The organism is Adhaeribacter pallidiroseus (assembly GCF_003340495.1).
Classification (GTDB): Bacteria; Bacteroidota; Bacteroidia; order Cytophagales; family Hymenobacteraceae; genus Adhaeribacter; species Adhaeribacter pallidiroseus.
Genome location: NZ_QASA01000001.1, coordinates 5984081 through 6003517, shown reverse-complemented (window position 1 = coordinate 6003517; position 19437 = coordinate 5984081). Strand labels below are relative to the sequence as shown.

Here is a 19437-nt window from a genome sequence, read left to right as displayed (position 1 = left end):
TAATGAACAACGTACCAATATTTATTTTGAATTAAATATTTTACTCAAGCCCATTTCTATTTATAAATCTTTTTACTATCGATTAAGACGTTGATTTGGTTGATTACTTTAAAAAAGACGGCTAAATCATTTTCGGGAATTTGCTCGCGCACTTTAAGATTAAAGGTTCTAACGGTTTGCCGGGCCAGTTCTTTTTTCTCTAAACCTTTCTCCGTTAGAAAAATCCGGACGGAACGTTTGTCTACGGAATCGCCGGCTTTGTATATCAAGCCGTCTTCTTCCATACTTTTTAAAATGCGGGTTAAACTACGCGCTTCTAAACCCATTTTAGGCGCAATTTTGGTAGCCGGCGTACCTTCCTGCGGATGAATATTTAACAGAACAAAACCAATAGAGGTGGTAATACCAAACTTAGCTGCTTGCAAATTGTACATGCGCGCAATGGCATGCCAGCATACTTTTACGTTATAATCAACGGTTTCTTCGGGTTTCATAGGTTTAGGCTGTAATACCAAATATACGAAATTTTTAAAAATTTATTATGCTTGCATACTATATTTTTAAATTCTTGCTCTTACTACCAAGCCATCTCGTTGGTTAAAGGGTAAATAAAAAAGCAGCATAATTTAGTACCGCAGAAAAGGGCACGGAGCCGGTAAGCGGCGGGCAGCAAAAATTCGGAAAGACAAATTTTTTAAAATTTAATGGCTTGCCGCCCGGCATACCCAGGAGGAAACCAAATGCCGGCGCTTCGGCCGGGAGGTTTACCGGTTAAAAAATATTAACAAGACTTACTAATATATTTTTTCGATAAGCTCCTGATTATTGTGCAAAATTACTTTGCGCTTGAGGCTTAATTTGGCCGTTAATTCGCCACTATCAATCGTCCAGGGTTTAGGCATGAGTTCGTGGCGTTTTATTTGTTCCCACTGGGCAAAGTGCGCGTTGTATTTTTTTACTTCCTGGTCAAATTTGGCTTGCACGTCGGGGTGCTTAATCATCTCGGCATCGGTGGTATAGGTTATGTTGTGCAAGCGGCACCATTCCCGTAAATCCGGAGACGAGGGCACAATCAACGCGGAAGCAAACTTACGACCGTCGCCGATTACCATCACCTGCTCAATTAATATAGATTCTTTTAATTTATTTTCGATAAGCTGCGGGGCAATGTATTTACCACCGGAGGTTTTAAACATTTCTTTTTTGCGGTCGGTAATTTTCAAATACTTACCCTCCACCATTTCGCCAATATCGCCGGTATGAAACCAGCCGTCGGCACTAATTACTTCAGCGGTAAGTTCGGGGTGTTTGTAGTACCCTTTCATCACGCTGGCGCTGCGGGTTAGTATTTCACCGTCGGTTTCGGCTATTTTTACTTCGATGTTATCAACCGGTGGGCCCACGGTGCCAATCATGTGGTCCTCGGGATTGTGGCGGTTTACGGCAATTACCGGCGAAGTTTCGGTGAGACCGTATCCTTCCATCACCCGGATTTGCGCGGCCCCAAATACCCGGGCTAACCGGGGCTGCAAAGCGGCGCCCCCCGATACAATGGCAATCACGTTCCCGCCCAAAGCTTCGCGCCATTTATTAAAAATAAGTTTATTGGCCAAGGCCAGTTGAGCATCGTACCAGGCATTACGGCCCCGTACATCGTATTTTAAACCTAACTCTAAAGCCCAGAAAAATAAATTTTTCTTAATGCCGGTTAGCTCTTTGCCTTTGGCTACAATTTTATCGTACACTTTTTCGAGCAAACGGGGTACGGTAGCAAATACGTGGGGTTTCACCTCGCGTAAGTTTTCGGCTACTTTTTCAATGCTTTCGGCGTAGTAAATACTGACACCTTCGGCCATGTACAGCACCGATAACATGCGTTCGTAAATATGGCAAAGCGGCAAAAAACTTAAGGCCCGGTGTTGGCTATTTACCGGCACGTACGGCTGGCACGACTTATAATTACTCACAATATTGTTATGCGTGAGCATAACGCCCTTGGGATTTCCCGTGGTGCCGGAAGTGTAAATAATGGTAAACAAATCTTCGGCGGTAACCGCTGCTTTCAGCGATTTTAAACGATCCAAATCGGCTTCCCGAGCCTGGCGCGCGATTTCGGACCAGTGCGTTACCTGCGGCAAGTGATCGAACGAATAAATGCCCTGAATCCCTTCTATCTGAGCGGTAGCCGCGCTTACTTTCTTGTACAGTTTTTCATCCGAAACCAGAATCAGTTTTACCTCGGCCTCCTTAAAAATATAGCGGTAATCGTCTTCGGTAATGGTGGGGTACAAAGGCACACTTACGGCCCCAATCTGCTGCACGCCTAAATCCGCAATAATCCACTCGGGACGGTTAAAAGAAACCAATGCAATTTTATCGCCTTTGTTAAAACCCAAGGCCAGCAAACCCAAACTAAATTGGTTTACGGCGTCCACTACTTCCTGCGTGCTTTGCTTTTGCCAGGTATCGTTTATTTTGGCCGTCAGGCAATCAGGTTGCGGATATTTTTGTAATTGATAGGATAAAATATCAAAGGCTCGGGTTATTTGCAGCATGGTTTTAAAACGCAGACGCGGTACTTTTAAAAACTTAAATGAATAACAAGATACTGGTTTTACGCTGATTTAAATAAAACAGCATCTCCGAAATATAATACTTTCCGGGTGAATACGGCTACTTTTTTAAAAATTTAGCCCGCTAACCGGTATTGTCCGGAGCGGTCTGCACATTTTTAGTATTTTTGGTATTCTTTAACCATTCCGCATGAATTTAGCTATTTTCTTTGAGCCGTTACCGGAAGAATTTTACCAGCCGCACAGCAATCCCAAAACCTTTGGTGCCAGTATTGATTTGTTTATTCATAAATTTCCGGAATGGCGCCAGGCGGATATTGCGCTACTGGGAATAAACGAAATCCGGGGCACCGGGCAGGAAAACAATCCGGAAAATCGACCGGCTACCGCAGTAAGACGCCAGTTATACGCCCTTAAAAAAGGAACCGGCCGGTATAAAATTGTGGATCTGGGTGATTTGCTGCCTGGCATAACGTTAGAAGATACTTACCTGCGCATTAAAGAAATCGTCGAAAATTTAATTAGCCAGAACACCTTACCGATCATTATCGGGGGCAGCCACGATTTAGATTACGGGCAGTTTCTGGCCTACGAAAACCTGGATAAAGCCATTAACCTGGTTACGATTGACTCGCACATGGATATGAGTGAAGAACCCGGAACCTTACCGTACCGCCAGCATTTACAACGTATTTTGTTGCACGAGCCTAATTACTTATTCAGCTTAAGCCAGATTGCCTACCAGTCGTATTTTGTAGAACAGGAAGTAGCCGTAGTTCTGGAAAAACTGCATTTCGAAACGGTGCGGCTGGGCCAGGTACACACCAACATCCAGGAAGTAGAACCCGTGGTACGGCACGCCGATATGATTAGTTTTGATATCCGGGCTTTAAAACATAACGATGCTCCAGGCTACGAACCGGCTAATCCCTTTGGTTTAACCGGCGAAGAAGCCTGCCAATTGTGCTGGTACGCCGGCCTGAACGATACGCTGAGTTCTTTCGGCATTTACGATTACAGCCCGGCTTTAGACGTACGCCAGGTAACGGCCGCTACTATAGCGGTAATGCTTTGGTATTTTGTAGAAGGCTATTACCACCGTAAAAACGAAACCGACTTTACCAGCAACAAATTTTTAAAATACGCCATTGGTTTCCACGATAACCCGAACAAAATGGTGTTTTACAAAAGCAAGGTGAGCGATAAATGGTGGATGGAAGTAGAACCGCTCCGCTCCGAAAAGCAGGCTAAAATAATACCCTGTTCGTACGAAGATTATTTGCTGGCGGCCAAAGGCGAAATACCGAACCGCTGGATTTTAACCCAGTCGCGGCTGGCTTAGAGGTTGCAGGTTACAAGTTGGAAAGTTGAAAGGTTAGAAGGTTGAAAAGTTAAAATGGAAAATGTAAAAGAACTCCCGGAATATACCAAACACCAACTTGCGTTACGCAACGGTCAGGATCGCGACGAGATTTGGATTGCGTACGAAGGCAATATTTACGACGTAAAAAAATCACGGCTCTGGCGCGACGGCAACCATTACGAACACTGGGCCGGCCAGGACCTAACCGAAGAACTGCAAGACGCCCCGCACGCCGATTACGTGTTCGATAAATTTGCAATAATCGGCCGCTTAAAAAAGTAAAAATTTAAAAATATGCTATCGCATTCTATATTTTATTATTCAGTAAAAAGCTAAAATTCAGGTTGAGGCAACATTAATTTTTAATTTTGAATAAACTTGTAACCTTTAACCTGCAACCTGCAACTTATAAATGAGCACCACCGAAACCGCCTCCAACTTTAATCACCTGGAAAATATGTCGTTAAACGAATTACTGACCAGCATTAACCAGGAAGATAAAACGGTACCGCTGGCCGTAGAAAAAGCCATTCCGCAAATAGAAGCGTTGGTAAGAGCCGTGGTGGTGAAAATGCGCGCCGGGGGCCGGTTGTTTTACATTGGTGCCGGTACCAGCGGCCGACTGGGTATTGTGGATGCCTCGGAGTGTCCGCCTACATACGGGGTACCGCACGGTTTGGTAGTTGGTATTATTGCGGGCGGCGACACCGCCATCCGGAAAGCCGTGGAATACGCCGAAGACGATCTTAACCAAGCCTGGCAGGATTTACAAGCCCACACCATTACCGATGAAGACGTGTTAGTGGGCATTGCGGCTTCCGGCAGAACGCCGTACGTGATTGGCGGATTGGAAATGGCGCGGCAACACGGTTTAACGACGGGTTGTATTGTGTGTAATGCCAACTCCAAAGTAGCCGCCGCCGCCGAGTACCCCGTGGAAATTATAACGGGTCCGGAGTTTGTAACCGGTAGTACCCGCATGAAAGCCGGCACGGCCCAGAAATTAGCCTTAAACATGCTCACCACCGCCACCATGATTCAGCTGGGCCACGTGAAAGGCAACAAAATGGTAGACATGCAGCTCTCAAATCACAAGCTAGTAGACCGCGCCATCCGGATGGTAATGGAGGAGTTGCGGGTAGATGCGGCCAAAGCCACGGCTTTGATTAACCAATATGGCAACGTACGTGCCGCCATTGAAAATTACCCGAAGTAAACGTTGGTTGGCGGATTGCCGCGGATTTCGCACTTCCGCATTTGAGCCAACGCAGATAAATTTTTTAAATAATTGGTAACTAAAAGCAATTATGTTAGGATTACGAACAACCATCTACCAGGTCGGCGACCTCCACAAAGCGAAAGAATGGTACTCCCAGGCTTTTGAAACCACTCCGTATTTCGATCAACCGTTTTACGTAGGTTTTGATATTGCGGGCTATGAACTTGGTCTGCAACCAGAAGAGAAACCCACTACGGAAAAACCAGAAAGTGTGGTCACTTACTGGGGAGTACACCACATACAAGAGGAATATAACCGGTTACTGGCATTAGGCGCTCAGGAAAACGAAAAACCGTACAATGTGGGCGGCGAAATTGTAACCGCCACGGTTAAAGATCCGTGGGGCAATGTGATTGGTTTAATTTATAACCCTGAGTTTAAAGTAAGGTAAATTCGAGATAATAAAGGGAATAACAGGTCCTTCCGCGGGAGCCTGTTTGGTTAAAGCCCGGAATAAATTCCTCTGGAAGGATTAAATCAAAAAAAAGCCTACTAGATAAAATCCGATGTTCTGACACATACTACTACCGGCTGTTTGTTCCAAGTTGTGCTTCGTTCAAACACGCGGTAAGGTGAGACCCTAAATAAAACACCAACTTTTGGCGGGTGCGCATTTGCCGTTACTGGTAAAAAATCCACTAGTCCACATCTAGTCTTTATTCTACTCTTCAATCCAATAGCGACTAGCCGGTATTACCAACCACCCCAAACGCGCAGGAAACAAGGATGCTGTTATTCACGGTATTTCCCGAAACGGATACGGGGCCACCCTACCGGATATAAAAAATTTTAAAAACCGCCTTTGCAACGGTATTTACCTACGGGGTTAACCAACAAAACCTTACCCCACAGATTCAGCATTATCCAAAAATTCCGGGCAAATCCGCGGACCAAAACGGAAACCTGGCTTTTGGTTTTGAGTAGGAATGCGTAAATTGAATAATCTTATTTATGACGCTACTTTTTACTTTATGCATACCATCGAGCCTTTTTACAACTGGATCGAGGCCTACAGTGCTTCCGAAGACCCGCGCTCGCCGTTGTACGGCGCGGAAAACAATTTAATGGAATTTACCAATACCATATATGGCTACTACATTCACCCGCAATGGGACGATATCGAATCGGAAACGCTGTTTCTAAAAATTCTTTTCGTGGATTACGATCTGGGCTTTGCCGTTATTGAATTTATCGGCGAATGGAATGATACCCTGCACAACGACATCATGCAGCTTAAACGCAACATCATCGACCCGATGGTGCAGGAAGGCATCCAGAAATTTATTTTGATCGGCGAAAACGTGTTTAACTTTCACGGGTCGGATGATTGTTATTACGAAGAATGGTTCGAAGACGTGGAAGATGGTTGGATTGTGGCTATTAATTTTCAGGATTTTGTGCTCGACGAGATGAAGAAATTTAACCTGGATTACTACATTAACTTTGGCGGCAACCTCGAAGAAATTCACTGGCGCACCCTGGAACCCCGCCGGCTCTACCAGTTAATCGGCAGTTTAATTCAGAAAAGATTGGGTTAACTTATCCGGCATAAAAAAAAGGCTTTCCGGATAGGAAAGCCTTTTTTTTATGCTTTTACACAAACTGCTTACTGCGGATCAACCGCATCCACACTGTCTTTGGTGGCTTCCGCCGCGTCTTCCGCAGCATCTGCATTTCCTTCAGCAGCATCTTCAGTTGCCTCTTCTTTCATTTCGGCTTTATCTTCTACCGCATTTTCTTTTTTAGAATCGCAGGATGTAAAAGTTAAGGCGCCGGCGGCCATAAATAAGAACAATAATTTTTTCATAGTTTTATAGGTTCAGGGGCAGATACACCAAAATACTTTCTGATGCATTTTGGTATTTATACTGATTTCCGAAAAAAAGGTTTGGTAATTTATACGGATACTCCTGAGATGCCGAAAAATTTTAAAAATAAGGCATTAAACTACTTGAATTTTTAAAATTTACTCATCAAACAACCCTACGGAAGTCAGTTGACCTGTAAATTTTAAAATTTAGCTGCTTAACCTGAAAAACAATCGCGATACCGGAATAAGCATAATGCCGGCAAAAGCAAAAGCGATAAACGAAATTTTTAAATTAAAGGCGTGCGCCAGGTAACCAATTAAGGGCGGCCCCAGCAACATACCCACAATACCAAAAGAAGCAATTAACGAAATTGCTACCCCGGGCGAATATTTTTCGGAAGCACCCGCCAAAGTATACGTCATGGGAATAACGGCCGCGGTACCAAAACCTACCAGCGAAAAACCGACCATGGCGGGCCAGAAACTCGGCCAAACAATGGACAACGTAATGCCGCAGAAAATACACAACGAACTCATGAGGTAAGTAGGCGCCATGCCTATTTTCTCGATAATCTTATCTGAAACGAACCGCGAAAAAGCCATAAAAGACATGAAAATTAAATAGCCGGCCGTAAACACTTCTTCTTTAATTACTTTCTGAAAATAGATACCGCTCCAGTCGAACATACCGCCTTCGCAGATGGCGGCAAAAAACACGAGCAGGCCCAAGTATAAAATATAAGCATCTGGCTTGGTAAGTGCTTGTTTGTCGCGGGAAACGGAGCGGTCGTTCCGCAGTAAGTACCGGGACGCAAAAAAGGTAATTACAATGGTAAAACCGGCCACAATTACTAAATGCGGCACAATAGATACACCTAAGCTGATTACCAGGGTAGTAACACCCACGCCCACAATACCGCCCGTGCTCCACAAACCATGAAAAGAACCGTTAATTTTGCGGTCGAATAATTTTTGCAGGGTAATGGCCTGCGTATTCATGGAAATATTAAAAATACGCGTGCTTAACGAGAACAAAAACAAGGCAGTTACCAGGTGAATGGTAGTAGTGGCCGTACCAATTAAAGCCAGGCTGCCCGCGTTAATTAAAAAAGCAATGGTTAAAGGTACCCGGGTATCAAAGCGGGTAACCAACCAACCCGACAATGGCAGGCCGATCATGGAACTAATGGGCATGGTAAGCAGCACCGAGCCTAATTCAGCTTCGTTTAAACCTAAAGCGGCTTTAATAGTGGGTATACGGGAAGCCCAGCTGGCAAAATTAAAGCCTGATAAAAAGAAAAATAAACTCAGAAAAAACCGTTGTTTGTTTATTTGCGCCATTACCTCTTTTGCAGGAGCAATATGGCTGATTTTTTCTGTAACTAAATTTACTGCTGCTACTCGTTCCATGAATTTACCCTGCGCGCGGTTCTCCCTTTACATTTTTATACTGGCCGTTTCCGGAAGTACCTTCAACTATAAGCTTTGGCTAAAGGTTGTTTTTAAAATTTTACCGTGGTTTTGATCCCGCAAACGCCGGACACATGAAGCATCTTACTTCCGGCTGGCCAATAGGTTACCCCCAATGCGACTTTTAGCTGTTTTTTTAAATTTTAAAGGGGCTAGCTGCTATTAACGAACCTTACTCAGCATTAAAAAGCCAGTGCCAGGCAGCCTCCCGGTCGAAAGTTACTTTTATAACTCCCGCAGGCGGCGCAACCAGGCCTGGTTCCGGCTGGTTATATACCTGGTTAGGATTGGTCATTACAAAGCATTCCGGCGACATAACAATGGCAAACTTCCGGATTTTAGCGGGTTGCAGCACTGGTTGCATGTTTACCTTGAGCCAGGTTTGGTTTTCGGACAACATTACTTTAATCTGCCGCGCATCCGTAAGCCAATAATGGACTTCTTTATTTAAAGCGGCGTCGATGGCCAAGCGGTAGGCATTTCGGAAACGTTCCGGTTCGGGTTGGGTGCGGAAAGTAAGTTGCAACAAGGCAAGTTCTTTATGTAAGTGAATAAAGAAAAGCTCGTCTTCGTACAACAAGAGTAAATCTAAATCATTCATTCCGGCTTAAAGCGGGTCAAGCGGCCAACTTATTTTATAAAACTCCGGAAAAATAATTTTGTTTTCTGTCTTTTTGCTTCTGCTGTGGAAAAAGATACGCGCATTAAAACTTTAAGGAAAATACGGGGAGGAACTGTATACCCTCCTTCATTTATTCTGCTGATTGCTCGGATCATAATTTTTTTAAATTTTTGTATTAATCGGTAGCTGCTTAGAATATGTTTAAAAATTAGGGAAGGGGAATTTAACAGAATTATAAAATCAAAAAAGGCAGTAGTCGAGTAACAAAGGGTGTCTAAATCCGAGTTACGATGCCGAAGAAGAAACTAAAGTTTACCCGTCAGCACTTCTGTGCGTTGACTACTGCCCAAAGGCAAGTTATAAAAGAAATTATTGACAATGGCCGGAAACGTAAACATAATTTGTTGGAGGTAGTGCAAGCCATTCTACGGATTACCCGTACTGGCCTGCAATGGCGGAACTTGGAAGGAGCTTATCCGCCCTGGCCAGTAGTGTATTACTACTTTCGCAAGTGGCAAGCCGATGGTACTTGGGCCCAAGTGTTAACCGCCTTGGTGAGAAAGGAGCGCCAAAGGCAAAAACGAGAGGAGCAAGCCTCGGCCGTGGCCGTGGATAGTCAGAGCGTGAAGAAAGCCAGTTTTATTTCCCTGGAAACAGGGATAGATGGCGGTAAAAACGTGAATGGGCGCAAACGGCATCTAGCCGTGGACACGTTGGGCTTACCGCTGGCCCTACATGTTTCTTCGGCCCAAGAGCACGATGGGCAAGCAGGGGTGGAACTGCTCTGGCAGCTGGAGCAAGCTTCTAATCGGCTCACCTTGATTCGAGCTGACCAAGCTTATAGCGGCTACTTTAAAGACTGTGCCCAGCTTTATGAGTGGTCAGTAGAGATCACGCAAAAGCCGGAAAGTCAAAGGGGATTTGTGCCCCAGAAAGGCAGATGGCAGGTAGAAAGAAGTTTCGCTTGGTTAAACTTCTTTCGCCGTTTGAGCAAGGATTATGAGAAAACTACCGCTTCTTCCCTCTGCTTTCTGCAGCTGGCTTTTATTGATATGCTTTTGGCAAGAGTACCTAACTAAATTTTTAAACATACTCTAAAGAGCGGAAAAAAAGAAAACCACTTGCCATTGTTAATCTAGGGAGCCTTTTCAAGCCTCCTTAGATTAAGTAAACCGGCTCCAGAAACTACATACAACGATGCTTGCGCCGTAAAATTTAAAATTATTGCATCACCGCCGTTAATTCCTGCACCATAGCCGCCGAACCTATATAAAGCGGGCTGCGCTGATGAACCGAAGTAGGCAGAACCGCTAACGTGCGGTTGTGCCACTAAATGCTTTACCACCCACTTGTTCCACGATAAAACCAACGGAAAACACTCGTAGAGCAAACGCAGCTTACCGTCGGGGGTTTTCGGGATGGGCGGGTACAGGTAAATGCCGCTGGTGCCGCCGGTTATTGAAACGCAGAGTTATCCTAAATGGCTCAACATTAAGTATTTCTTTAACCAAATGTATCATTTTCCTTACTAAGCTAAAGGTTCTATCCGTTTAAATTCTGGATTATCTGATTGGGCTTGCGGTTTAATTATCCCAAACCAAAATGGGTATAATTTATTATTAATCAATACATAAGGTTGGGTATAACGGACCGCGGCTAAAAAGCGTTTTAATGCTTTTTAGGTGTTGTTACCCCTCGTTTGTTTTTATGTGTTCAATTGCTTGACTACTTAAACCGGTTAGTTCCGTAATATCATTAACTGCTAAGCCCATTTTTAAAGCTCTTCTAGCTATTTCTATTGCCTTTTCTTCTCTTGCTGTATCCAGCGAGTTCTTCAAGTCCCGGTAATACTTCAAGCTATCTTCATAAGAGCGAACCTGTTCCGGCGTAAATTTGGCGATTTCAGCGGTTTCAAATAATTTTTCAAAAATACGTTCCCGTAACTTATCTGGCACTTTCTCCAGTCTATTAAGGTTCCGGATCACATACAACCACTTGTCAAACCTGCTCTCCAGTTCCTCAACCGTCTTGTTAAACTTGGGCATCTCTAGGTAAATAAAAGTGAGCTTGTCGTAAAATACTGCTTTTGTTTCCGTATCAGTTAACTTGATGTCATAGCGGAACTTAGCCGGGTCATTCTTGTCTTCGTCAAAAACGAAGTCCAGAATGGCAATGGTATAAACAGCTTTTAGTTCATAATTCCAGTCAGCCCGTTTAGCCTGTTCCCGGATGGGAAAGGTAGCGTAATAGACCGTTCGGTCTTTAAAAAAGTTTTGCTTGGTTTTTTGTAATTCTACTATGAACTTCTCACCTCTTTCATTTTCACAATACAGATCGAAGATGGCTTTCCGGTCTAACTCGCTGGTTCCTAAATGTTCACTCTTGAGGTACGTTAAGTCGGTAATTTCTCCCTGTTCTTCTTTTAAGAGCACGTTTAAGAAGTCCAGAAGTAGGTCTTTGTTGGGTTCTTCCCCGAACAGCTTTTTAAAGCCGTAGTCGGTGAAGGGGTTGATGTATCGTTCTGCAAATTCAGCCATGTTCCTAATTCATATCTGCTATTCAAAGATACATGTTTTTCTGGCAGACTGTTTCTGCTTCTCAAATGTGGGATAACGGACCGTGTGTATGCTAAGCCCGCAGGTTTTGGTATATATTAGGTTAGCAGCTGTAATTTTTAACACCCTACACTTACATGTTCCCCCACTTCTTCTACTAACTTTCCTTTCTCTGCTGGTCTTGATAGATAAAGGGTCGGAATCACTGCATTATAATGATTAGACTTGTCAATAATGAAATCTAATAAACCGTCTCCATCAATATCTCCGGCAAATATTATATTAACCATGTCATCATCAAAGGCGGCATGTTGTACTAAAACTTGCTTTACTTCCTTTCCATTTCTAAAAGTTAAAAAAAACAATTTATAATCAGAAACAATGTACCAATCACTCTTAGATGCTTCTTTGTGCTTGTGGCCGGTCGCATATAGTTGATAAGAATGGCCCTTGTAGTTAAGTTCTAACTTTTCACCTGGGAGTATATCTTCTTTTGGAAGTTTAAAAGGGTCAACTTTTCTATTCTTTAAAAAATTAAGTCGAGTAATTAAAATTAAAGAAGTATCCTGATTAGTGGATGTAACTTTCCAACCAGTTTTTGGTCCATCATCGCCATCCATCACCGGGTCGAGAATTCTAGAAGTTCTAACAGTAGTCTGTTGTAAATAGAAGTTATTTTTACCTTGGAACAGTCCGTACCAATTTTCATTTTCAGCATTTTCCCAAACTTCGTCTTCATGGAAAGCACCCTCTGTTAAAACTTTAGCTAAGTATTCCTTAGGTTGTAAGTAGGTAAGAGTATCCGTAATCACTGAATTTAAATCTAATTTATTGGCAGTCTTTTTCCCGTGTTCTACAGCATTAGAATTAGAACAGGATGAAAGAATAAAAGAAACTAAAATTGTAAATAAACTTATTTTTATCATTTTATTTAGTGCTGCTACCGGTTTGGCTAAAAAGTGCTTAAGTGCTTTTTAGGTGTGGTTGGCGTGTGTGCTTTTTCGTTTGCTCAGGCTGCATTCTTTTGGCAATATTTCTCTTAGCCACAAGCTTCTCTTTGTCCTTTTTTATAAAATCACTAATAGCTTTTCTTTCCTCAGTAGTAAGGGGTTTACTTTCAATGATGAAGTCTACGCCTTTTGGCTCTCTTATGTGTCCCATATTTTTATTGTTTAAAATACTTTTTCACTAATATCTTCGCTGACTCCGCTGGAATAATCATTCTGTTTCTACCGATGTGGAATGCTCCTAAGGTCTTTTCATAATGCTTTATCAGGTTTGTCTTAGCCGTAAATGCAACATAACCGTCAAATCCATGCTGAAACGATATTTTACAAGCATATGCCACCAAATTACCTGCCACGCCTTCATAAAGTTTGTCCTGTCCAATATTGAACGGAGCGCTTTCAAGGAGGTTCATCAGAATATGGTCTGCCTCAATTGTCAGGCTTAGCAAACCCTGAACTATGTCTGAGTTATTTACAATGGTTAGTTTATAAACTTCCTTTGCATTGTCTGCCAGTTCAGATTTCCAGTTAAAGTTCCAGCCATTCTTCTTGGTTATCTTCTTCAGGTCTTTTATTGTCAGCCGTAAAATCTCTGTTTGGAAACTGTCGCCAGATATCGTGTTCTGAATCGAATTGGTAAGTTTATCTATTACAAAGTCAAGTAGGATAGGCTCCTGATTTTCCATTATATTAGTTTATTCCTACTAATATAGGAATTTTAATCCTTTTTGTATGCCCGCCAACGGACTGGGCTAAACGATGGCGAAGCCGTTGGCCGAAGGGTGACGTTTATGCTTTGTTGGTGGTTGTATTTCTCCTACTTAACATTTGAAGCTGAATTTTTTTTTCCTGCGTCAATAAGTATGATGTTGGGCATATTGCCAATTTTAAGTTCCTTCAAAATTTTGGATGTTTTCCTAAATTCACTATTGTCAAAGTATAGAATTGCTTTTATTGAACTGTTAGTATTATTTGCCTTTTCGTAAATTTCCACTTGTTTCGACAAATTTTGTTTAAGTTTGGAATTTGAAGCAAGTTTGAATTCTATAAGGGTCTTATCTTTTGACCCTTTTGATATTGCATAATCTACAGGACCACGTCCATTATTTGTTTCTCTGTTGATATCAAAGTCGGAGGCATACCAAGTTAGGCGGTAAATTATTTGTAAGTCTTCTTCTCTTTTAATTGGTTTGCCATCAATGTAAAAAAGCCTGTATCCATCATTATTTTCAATTACTTGCTTTAAGAAGTTAACTCTTTTCAAAGCTTCATCAAATGAACTTTCAGGACTTATTTTATAGAAATCTGTATTGTTTATAAGTTTTTCAACGAAAGCACTAATTTTGTGTATGAAAACAGTCTCAACTTCTTGAACCTTTTGTTTTGAAACATTCTTTGCTCCTTCTTTATTTTCTTCTTTCTGTTTTATATACCACTTAATAATTTCAGGATATTGCCTTATTGTTTCTTGAATGGCTTGTGTTATTTCTTTTTGGGAATTCTGTTTATTCTTAGGAGGTTTTGGGAGTTTTTTATAAAAATAATTGGATATTTCATTTCTCAGTTGGTCATTCGGAATACTGTTACATATTTTCCTAAAGTCGCCTCGCAAGTCATTACTATTAATCCAATTTTCGTCTTTAGTTAAAAGCTCTTTCGGCATCCACCGTTCAAGTTCATAGTCAAAGAAAACCTTATCAACCATAACAGCATTAAGTTGAGAAGGGTCTACATATTTTTTAGCAAAAATTTCTGTATAGATTAATAAATATTCCTTTGTCAGGTTCGTAGTAAAGTCGCTTATGTTGTCCTTGCCCACACCAAATTCAAATAGTCCAGCTTTTTCGAGATGCGAACTTTCTGTAATCTTCTCTTTGCCCAAGTCGTCAAAAACAATAGGCATAGACGAGGACATTGCTTTCCCAAATTTTTCACCTAACCCACTTCCTCCATTTCCAACTTTGCTGTAGCCAAACCAATTTTGTTTTACTTCACGCAACAGATACCAAGATTTAACTTGTGATATATCTGTTATTCCTTTTTCTGACTTTGCCTTAAGAAAAGTTAAATAGTCCAATATCTTTTGGTGTAACTCTTGATATTCAAGCTTTTTACTTCCGAAAAGTAGAAAGGGGTCAATAAATAATGGCAAATCATTTATTAGTGACACGTTAAATGCGCCGTATTCATCTAATGTTTCTGGCGAAACATTAAAAAAGTCAGAGAAGTATATTTTCATTTTAAAATGTTCCTGTGTTACGGTGCCTTTTTAATATTGCCACCAACGCTTTTTAGCTAAAAAGCGCGGAGTGGTTTTTAGGTTTTGTTGGGCGAAGTAATTTTTAAAGATTTTAGTAAAGGATAAATTGAGCAGAAAAATTATTGGCAAATTATCATTTGAAAAGCTTTATATATCAAGTTAATTTTCAATTTCCCAGATTCCATCAATAGGATTCCATTTACATGCAGTCCACTCAATCCAATTTTCATCAATACGTTCCCAAGATGTTGTATATCCAACACAAACTTGCCGTGGCCTCTCGACCTTAAGTTGTATTGGAGCATAAGCCAAACCACGACATTGTTCAAAATCACTATTAAACTTTAGAGGGTCACAAAATCCAAAAAAGATTGCTTTACCTGTATAATTTTTACATTGATATAAACCTAAATCTTTTTTGCTCCTGCCTCTATGATTTGTTAGAAATTTATTTGCTTCCCCGTATGACCATTCGCCTTTTATGATATTTTCAGCGGCATAAGCCATTATTTCTTTTTGTGTATCTAGGTATTTATCTAAATATGCAATCCTATTTGAATGATGGATGTTTCCAAAAACTTTAGGATAAGATATTAATATAATAAAACTGCTAAAGGCAACAATCATTTTTCTATTTATAGATGTATCAGCAATTGAATAAATAATTAATCCTATCAGCCAAAAAATAGCATAAAGAATAATTGTCCAACCAAATCCATAAGGGTCAATGGATGTATAATAATCTCCCGAAAAATATAAAAGGATAATTGTTGTAAGAGGAAAATACATAAGTAATAGACCTATTATAATTCCAATTATCCTTATTGTTATTTTAACCACTTAGAGTAATTATTAATATTTAGGTTATTTAGTTATATAGTTATTTATTACACCCAACTTGTAGATATACGGAATTACTCCGGTTATCCGCCTAAAAATGGTTGGATAAACGGAGTCGTTCCGGTTAGCTGCATTATCCTTAAAGTAATCTAAATTTACATTCCGCTAGCTGCCGAAAATGGTGGAATTTAAAAAATCGTTGCGGAACTTGCCTTTCGGGTCGAACTGGGCTACTATTTTTTTAAATTCCGGGAGCTTTTCGTAGTGGGTGGCTAGTACCTGGGGGGCCATCGTGAACAATTTTCCCCAGTGCGGGCGGGCTTGATACGGGGCTAATTCTTTTTCGATAACGGGCAATAACTTACTCACGGCCGGCCAGTCTTGTTTCCAGGTAAAATGCAGGGCTACGCTGGGGCGCTGGTAGCAGGGGCTCAGCCACAATTCGTCGGCGGCGATGGTGCGGATTTCGGAAATAAACAGGTGCGGACTAATTTGTTTACCCAGGCGGGCCAGGGCCTGAATCGCTTCCACAGCCTGATTTTGCGGCACGAAATATTCGGTTTGCAGTTCTACGCCGGTGCTGGGCGTGAAACCCATTTTAAAATGCGGTAAACGCTCGTACCAGGGTCCGGAAACGCCTAACTGCTCGGTACAGTTTTCGGCGGAAACCTCCACAATGGGATGCAGGTTTTTGGTAGCGGCTATCGCCCCGTAGAACTCCGGAAGAGCTTGCTGGTTAGCCGTATTATCCAGGCGGCTTTTTACCCAGACTTCGTTGATGCTGTTATGTACCCAATCGGTAAACAAGCTCACGCTGTAACCCGCCGAAACAATTTGGTCGAAATTTTCTTTTAACTGCTCCAGGGGTAAGCGCTCATACACGCGTTGCTGCATGGTAAAAGCCGGTTCTAAGGCCAAAGTAACTTTTGTAATAATGCCGATTGCGCCCAAGTTTACCACCATCCCGTTAAATAGGTCAGCATTTTTTTCCCGGGATATTTGGTGCAGGTTCCCGGCAGCATCTATAAACTCTAAGCCTACCACGGCGGTGGCTAAATTGCCATTTTTTACGCCGGAGCCATGCGTAGCCGTAATAATAGAACCCGCCACCGAAATATGCGGCAGCGAAGCCAGGTTATGCAAAGCATAGCCTTTTTCGTGCAGGTAAGGGGCTAATTCGCCGTATTTAATGCCCCCTTCCACGGTTACAGTGTGGGTTTGGGTATCCAGCGAAACTACTTGGTTTAGTTCTTTCGTCGAAAGTAAATGGTGCTGGCTATCGGCAATGCGGTTAAAACAATGCCGGGTACCTAATACTTTCAACTGCGGTATTTTCTTTACCAAAGCTTGCATTTTCGCCGCCGACTTGGGGTACACAACCTTATTGGTGCTGAATTCAATATTACCGGCCCAGTTTTTTAAAGGGTCGGCCGGCAGCCATTCGGTAAATGGTAAAATGGCGCTGCCAGCGGTAACCGTAGAACTTAATTTATTAAAGGTTCTTCTTTTCATGATGCAGTTTAGGGTATAGAATGATGTATTCGAGACCTGGTAATTAGGAGCATTTATAAATATAAGGCTTTTACCTAAAATTTAGTTTATTTCGAGGATAGATGCCCCGGAAGTGCCCAGAATTAATCTATCGCATGCGGTATTGCCTTTCTGGAACCGGAGGGGGAAGTACTTTTCACGTTTAGCTTTTCAGCCGCGACAAAGGTTTAAAAACGGTAAGGGGGGCTTTACCGGCCATTGTGGCGCAACATCCGGAACTAGTGGATTTAGAATGGAGCCATAAACCCCCAAGAGTGTGGCGCAAGTCCGGTGAAGAATACCGGAACAATTAAATTACTCGCCATTAAGTTAAAAGTAGAATATACCTGGAGAATAACGCGCTTCTTCCCTGCTTCTCACTCCGACTGATTAAAATCTTCCACTATGGGTAGGTTAAAAAGGCAGCAGCTTCAATCGAATAGTCGTGGGTGAAGAATGATCCTGGCAATCATTTCTGGTAAGCATCCGGTTTTTCAAAATCAAGGCCTAGTTCCGGGAACAAGCCTTGCAGTTTAGCAGAATGGCAGTACTACAAGTTAATGATGTTCCGGTGCCTTTTGGAGTATTCTTGTAAAACAGGAAAATAGGGCAAAACACCTATGCTTCGGTGAGGCCAATTATTCTGGTAATAACGTGTCGGGCCTGTTTTGCCGTTAACAAAAGCGGCAATTATCCGCTCCCTATCTGGATTTGCTTTTTCCGGTTTTCGGTCGTTAATAACTTCTCAAATACTGTTGGTAGGTGGTAAAAAGAATATCCGGCAGGGTAGCAATATTCTCTACTATCTGCAGGAAAGAGGTAAAGTAAATCAGGTAAGCGGGATTAATGAATAAGATTAAAAGCAAGCTATTTTTAGCTGGGTTTCTGTTATTTTTTTCAAAACTGGTTTTTTGAAGAGGCTGCTTAAATTAAGAGCGTTCCCGGAACATGAAATAGCTAAAAATTTAAAAAATCAGGCTTACAAACCAATACCATCGGTTTTAATTTGCAGCAAAAACTGCGCTTTTTTCTCCTGGATAAGAGTGGTTAAATGTGCGGCATAATCTGCTACACTTTGCTTTTCTGTTTTTAAAGCAACATATACTTCCCGGGATTTGTGGCGGAGGTGCGCGGTGTTATTTTTATGTAATTCCCGGGCCCGGAAAACCCGGTTTGTTTCGGTGTTGGTATTAAAACTGCTTAAATCTCCGGCTGCCTGCAACATACTCGTAATCCACTCCGATAATTCGAGATGTTGGTTCGTTAATGTTTGCAGCGTTTGATCCAGCTTAACAGGATTGTTGGTCGCTATGCTGGCTAAAGGGCTTAGCAATGCTTGGTAAGCCTGGTAGCCTAACTCGGTTTCGGCTAATACGGCATCTAATTCTTTTATTTCGGTCCGGAAAACTTGCAATTTCGTTAACAAAGTGCTTTTCTTTTTTTTCCAGTTTTTGAGTAAAGAAACTAATTCCTGCTCTGTTTTTTCTGCTTCGTATTTTAGCTGCGAAGGACTTTTTATTAATTCAGTAGACATGGGATAAAAATTAAGGTACGTGATTGCTAGAGCACTTGCTTTACTTCGGACTGGCATAATTTTTAAAAAACCGGAAAGCAAACTATTTCGCCCAGTTCATTTTTCACATGAAAAGCAGGAATTCAGTCCCAGTTAGTTCTACTTTTAAAAATACTTTAATCACTACTAGCAAAGTTTATTTTAAGCAGAGATGTTTCCCAGAAAGGTTAAGCCTTTGCGGGTAGTAACAAAAATTTGTTTTTTAGCGCTGCGCACTACCAGCAAATCCGAAGCAATGAGCTTATCGTCCACAAGTTTTTTAATGTACTTATCATAACTATCCGAGGTAAGCGGTACATGCAGGTGTTCCAGAATAGCCATCCGGCCATGTGGTTCGGTACAATAACCTAATATTTGTTTAGTGGCTTCTTCCGGCGATAAGTTCTGGGCATCTGTCAGCATATTGTTGTATTTAAGGTAAATTTAATTTATTATTAATTGGTATGCAGTTCTGCTTATGCCAAGTAGTAAAATAAGAAAGCTACAGGTAAACAGATGCGGTTTATACTTATTTTTGAATTTTTACTCTAAAACAGCCATGCCGCTAAAATCCAA

The 19437-nt window shown here is 41.8% G+C and carries 21 protein-coding genes; 6 read left to right on the top strand and 15 right to left on the bottom strand.

Annotated elements, in window-relative coordinates; translation table 11 throughout:
• Positions 1–56 precede the first annotated feature (56 nt).
• Both AHMF7616_RS24075 and AHMF7616_RS24070 read right to left on the bottom strand, forming a co-directional pair.
• Positions 57–494 (bottom strand): MarR family winged helix-turn-helix transcriptional regulator, encoded by a 438-nt coding sequence (locus tag AHMF7616_RS24075; RefSeq protein WP_115375207.1) that lies wholly within the window; start codon positions 492–494, stop codon positions 57–59.
• Between the two features lie 300 nt (positions 495–794).
• On the bottom strand, positions 795–2555 hold the full coding sequence (locus AHMF7616_RS24070) for an AMP-dependent synthetase/ligase (protein ID WP_317047629.1): 1761 nt from the start codon (positions 2553–2555) through the stop codon (positions 795–797).
• Between the two features lie 208 nt (positions 2556–2763).
• Here AHMF7616_RS24070 and AHMF7616_RS24065 point away from each other — a divergent pair, with 208 nt between their 5' ends.
• The 5 genes from AHMF7616_RS24065 to AHMF7616_RS24045 all read left to right on the top strand — a co-directional run bounded on the left by AHMF7616_RS24065 (position 2764) and on the right by AHMF7616_RS24045 (position 6753).
• Positions 2764–3915 carry a formimidoylglutamase gene (locus AHMF7616_RS24065; RefSeq protein WP_115375206.1) on the top strand — a complete coding sequence of 384 codons (1152 nt, stop codon included), beginning with the start codon at positions 2764–2766 and terminating at the stop codon, positions 3913–3915.
• A 54-nt stretch (positions 3916–3969) separates the two neighbouring features.
• Complete coding sequence (locus AHMF7616_RS24060) at positions 3970–4218, top strand: cytochrome b5 domain-containing protein (protein WP_115375205.1); 249 nt, start codon at positions 3970–3972, stop codon at positions 4216–4218.
• Positions 4219–4348: 130 nt separating this feature from the next.
• Complete coding sequence (murQ, locus tag AHMF7616_RS24055) at positions 4349–5152, top strand: N-acetylmuramic acid 6-phosphate etherase (RefSeq protein ID WP_115375204.1); 804 nt, start codon at positions 4349–4351, stop codon at positions 5150–5152.
• A 91-nt stretch (positions 5153–5243) separates the two neighbouring features.
• Positions 5244–5606, top strand: a complete 363-nt coding sequence (locus AHMF7616_RS24050) for a VOC family protein (protein ID WP_115375203.1) — start codon at positions 5244–5246, stop codon at positions 5604–5606.
• Between the two features lie 580 nt (positions 5607–6186).
• Entirely contained in the window at positions 6187–6753 is a 567-nt protein-coding gene (locus tag AHMF7616_RS24045) for a hypothetical protein (protein ID WP_115375758.1), read from the top strand.
• 68 nt (positions 6754–6821) lie between these two features.
• Here AHMF7616_RS24045 and AHMF7616_RS24040 read toward each other — a convergent pair whose 3' ends face one another.
• From AHMF7616_RS24040 to AHMF7616_RS24030, 3 genes are all read right to left on the bottom strand, one after another.
• Positions 6822–7022, bottom strand: a complete 201-nt coding sequence (locus AHMF7616_RS24040) for an entericidin (RefSeq protein WP_115375202.1) — start codon at positions 7020–7022, stop codon at positions 6822–6824.
• A 210-nt stretch (positions 7023–7232) separates the two neighbouring features.
• The gene (locus AHMF7616_RS24035; RefSeq protein WP_233507724.1) at positions 7233–8435 is read right to left on the bottom strand and encodes an MFS transporter; all 1203 of its coding nucleotides are present in this window, start codon (positions 8433–8435) and stop codon (positions 7233–7235) included.
• Positions 8436–8667: 232 nt separating this feature from the next.
• A complete protein-coding gene (locus tag AHMF7616_RS24030; RefSeq protein ID WP_115375201.1) occupies positions 8668–9096 on the bottom strand; it encodes a hypothetical protein in 429 nt (142 codons plus the stop codon).
• Between the two features lie 311 nt (positions 9097–9407).
• Between AHMF7616_RS24030 and AHMF7616_RS24025 the strand changes: the two genes are divergently transcribed.
• Positions 9408–10196: an IS5 family transposase gene (locus AHMF7616_RS24025; RefSeq protein ID WP_115373737.1), complete on the top strand. Its 789-nt coding sequence runs from the start codon at positions 9408–9410 to the stop codon at positions 10194–10196.
• A 56-nt stretch (positions 10197–10252) separates the two neighbouring features.
• On the opposite strand, the gene AHMF7616_RS27325 is transcribed toward AHMF7616_RS24025, so the two are convergent.
• From AHMF7616_RS27325 to AHMF7616_RS23975, 10 genes are all read right to left on the bottom strand, one after another.
• Positions 10253–10537 carry a hypothetical protein gene (locus AHMF7616_RS27325; RefSeq protein ID WP_317047643.1) on the bottom strand — a complete coding sequence of 95 codons (285 nt, stop codon included), beginning with the start codon at positions 10535–10537 and terminating at the stop codon, positions 10253–10255.
• Positions 10538–10805: 268 nt separating this feature from the next.
• On the bottom strand, positions 10806–11654 hold the full coding sequence (locus AHMF7616_RS24015; protein ID WP_115375200.1) for an Rpn family recombination-promoting nuclease/putative transposase: 849 nt from the start codon (positions 11652–11654) through the stop codon (positions 10806–10808).
• Between the two features lie 137 nt (positions 11655–11791).
• A complete protein-coding gene (locus AHMF7616_RS24010) occupies positions 11792–12598 on the bottom strand; it encodes a hypothetical protein (RefSeq protein ID WP_147275776.1) in 807 nt (268 codons plus the stop codon).
• A gap of 37 nt (positions 12599–12635) precedes the next feature.
• Positions 12636–12833, bottom strand: coding sequence for a hypothetical protein (locus AHMF7616_RS24005; protein ID WP_115375198.1), 198 nt, complete (start codon positions 12831–12833; stop codon positions 12636–12638).
• A gap of 4 nt (positions 12834–12837) precedes the next feature.
• Positions 12838–13365, bottom strand: a complete 528-nt coding sequence (locus AHMF7616_RS24000; protein WP_115375197.1) for a hypothetical protein — start codon at positions 13363–13365, stop codon at positions 12838–12840.
• Between the two features lie 131 nt (positions 13366–13496).
• A complete protein-coding gene (locus tag AHMF7616_RS23995; RefSeq protein WP_115375196.1) occupies positions 13497–14918 on the bottom strand; it encodes a hypothetical protein in 1422 nt (473 codons plus the stop codon).
• A 180-nt stretch (positions 14919–15098) separates the two neighbouring features.
• Positions 15099–15728 carry a hypothetical protein gene (locus AHMF7616_RS23990; RefSeq protein ID WP_147275775.1) on the bottom strand — a complete coding sequence of 210 codons (630 nt, stop codon included), beginning with the start codon at positions 15726–15728 and terminating at the stop codon, positions 15099–15101.
• Positions 15729–15944: 216 nt separating this feature from the next.
• Positions 15945–17291 carry a D-arabinono-1,4-lactone oxidase gene (locus AHMF7616_RS23985; protein WP_115375194.1) on the bottom strand — a complete coding sequence of 449 codons (1347 nt, stop codon included), beginning with the start codon at positions 17289–17291 and terminating at the stop codon, positions 15945–15947.
• A gap of 997 nt (positions 17292–18288) precedes the next feature.
• Positions 18289–18843: a hypothetical protein gene (locus AHMF7616_RS23980; RefSeq protein WP_115375193.1), complete on the bottom strand. Its 555-nt coding sequence runs from the start codon at positions 18841–18843 to the stop codon at positions 18289–18291.
• Between the two features lie 180 nt (positions 18844–19023).
• A complete protein-coding gene (locus tag AHMF7616_RS23975) occupies positions 19024–19284 on the bottom strand; it encodes a hypothetical protein (RefSeq protein WP_115375192.1) in 261 nt (86 codons plus the stop codon).
• Between the last annotated feature and the right edge of the window lie 153 nt (positions 19285–19437).

What these genes read in the sequence shown, in the direction of transcription:
- AHMF7616_RS24075 (WP_115375207.1), bottom strand. Translation starts at nt 494, where the DNA reads ATGAAACCCGAAGAAACCGTTGATTATAACGTAAAAGTATGCTGGCAT.
- murQ (WP_115375204.1), top strand. Translation starts at nt 4,349, where the DNA reads ATGAGCACCACCGAAACCGCCTCCAACTTTAATCACCTGGAAAATATG.
- AHMF7616_RS23995 (WP_115375196.1), bottom strand. Translation starts at nt 14,918, where the DNA reads ATGAAAATATACTTCTCTGACTTTTTTAATGTTTCGCCAGAAACATTA.
- AHMF7616_RS24045 (WP_115375758.1), top strand. Translation starts at nt 6,187, where the DNA reads ATGCATACCATCGAGCCTTTTTACAACTGGATCGAGGCCTACAGTGCT.
- AHMF7616_RS24015 (WP_115375200.1), bottom strand. Translation starts at nt 11,654, where the DNA reads ATGGCTGAATTTGCAGAACGATACATCAACCCCTTCACCGACTACGGC.
- AHMF7616_RS24070 (WP_317047629.1), bottom strand. Translation starts at nt 2,555, where the DNA reads ATGCTGCAAATAACCCGAGCCTTTGATATTTTATCCTATCAATTACAA.
- AHMF7616_RS24030 (WP_115375201.1), bottom strand. Translation starts at nt 9,096, where the DNA reads ATGAATGATTTAGATTTACTCTTGTTGTACGAAGACGAGCTTTTCTTT.
- AHMF7616_RS23980 (WP_115375193.1), bottom strand. Translation starts at nt 18,843, where the DNA reads ATGTCTACTGAATTAATAAAAAGTCCTTCGCAGCTAAAATACGAAGCA.
- AHMF7616_RS24010 (WP_147275776.1), bottom strand. Translation starts at nt 12,598, where the DNA reads ATGATAAAAATAAGTTTATTTACAATTTTAGTTTCTTTTATTCTTTCA.
- AHMF7616_RS24040 (WP_115375202.1), bottom strand. Translation starts at nt 7,022, where the DNA reads ATGAAAAAATTATTGTTCTTATTTATGGCCGCCGGCGCCTTAACTTTT.
- AHMF7616_RS24035 (WP_233507724.1), bottom strand. Translation starts at nt 8,435, where the DNA reads ATGGAACGAGTAGCAGCAGTAAATTTAGTTACAGAAAAAATCAGCCAT.
- AHMF7616_RS23990 (WP_147275775.1), bottom strand. Translation starts at nt 15,728, where the DNA reads ATGTATTTTCCTCTTACAACAATTATCCTTTTATATTTTTCGGGAGAT.
- AHMF7616_RS23975 (WP_115375192.1), bottom strand. Translation starts at nt 19,284, where the DNA reads ATGCTGACAGATGCCCAGAACTTATCGCCGGAAGAAGCCACTAAACAA.
- AHMF7616_RS24050 (WP_115375203.1), top strand. Translation starts at nt 5,244, where the DNA reads ATGTTAGGATTACGAACAACCATCTACCAGGTCGGCGACCTCCACAAA.
- AHMF7616_RS24065 (WP_115375206.1), top strand. Translation starts at nt 2,764, where the DNA reads ATGAATTTAGCTATTTTCTTTGAGCCGTTACCGGAAGAATTTTACCAG.
- AHMF7616_RS24005 (WP_115375198.1), bottom strand. Translation starts at nt 12,833, where the DNA reads ATGGGACACATAAGAGAGCCAAAAGGCGTAGACTTCATCATTGAAAGT.
- AHMF7616_RS24000 (WP_115375197.1), bottom strand. Translation starts at nt 13,365, where the DNA reads ATGGAAAATCAGGAGCCTATCCTACTTGACTTTGTAATAGATAAACTT.
- AHMF7616_RS23985 (WP_115375194.1), bottom strand. Translation starts at nt 17,291, where the DNA reads ATGAAAAGAAGAACCTTTAATAAATTAAGTTCTACGGTTACCGCTGGC.
- AHMF7616_RS24025 (WP_115373737.1), top strand. Translation starts at nt 9,408, where the DNA reads ATGCCGAAGAAGAAACTAAAGTTTACCCGTCAGCACTTCTGTGCGTTG.
- AHMF7616_RS24060 (WP_115375205.1), top strand. Translation starts at nt 3,970, where the DNA reads ATGGAAAATGTAAAAGAACTCCCGGAATATACCAAACACCAACTTGCG.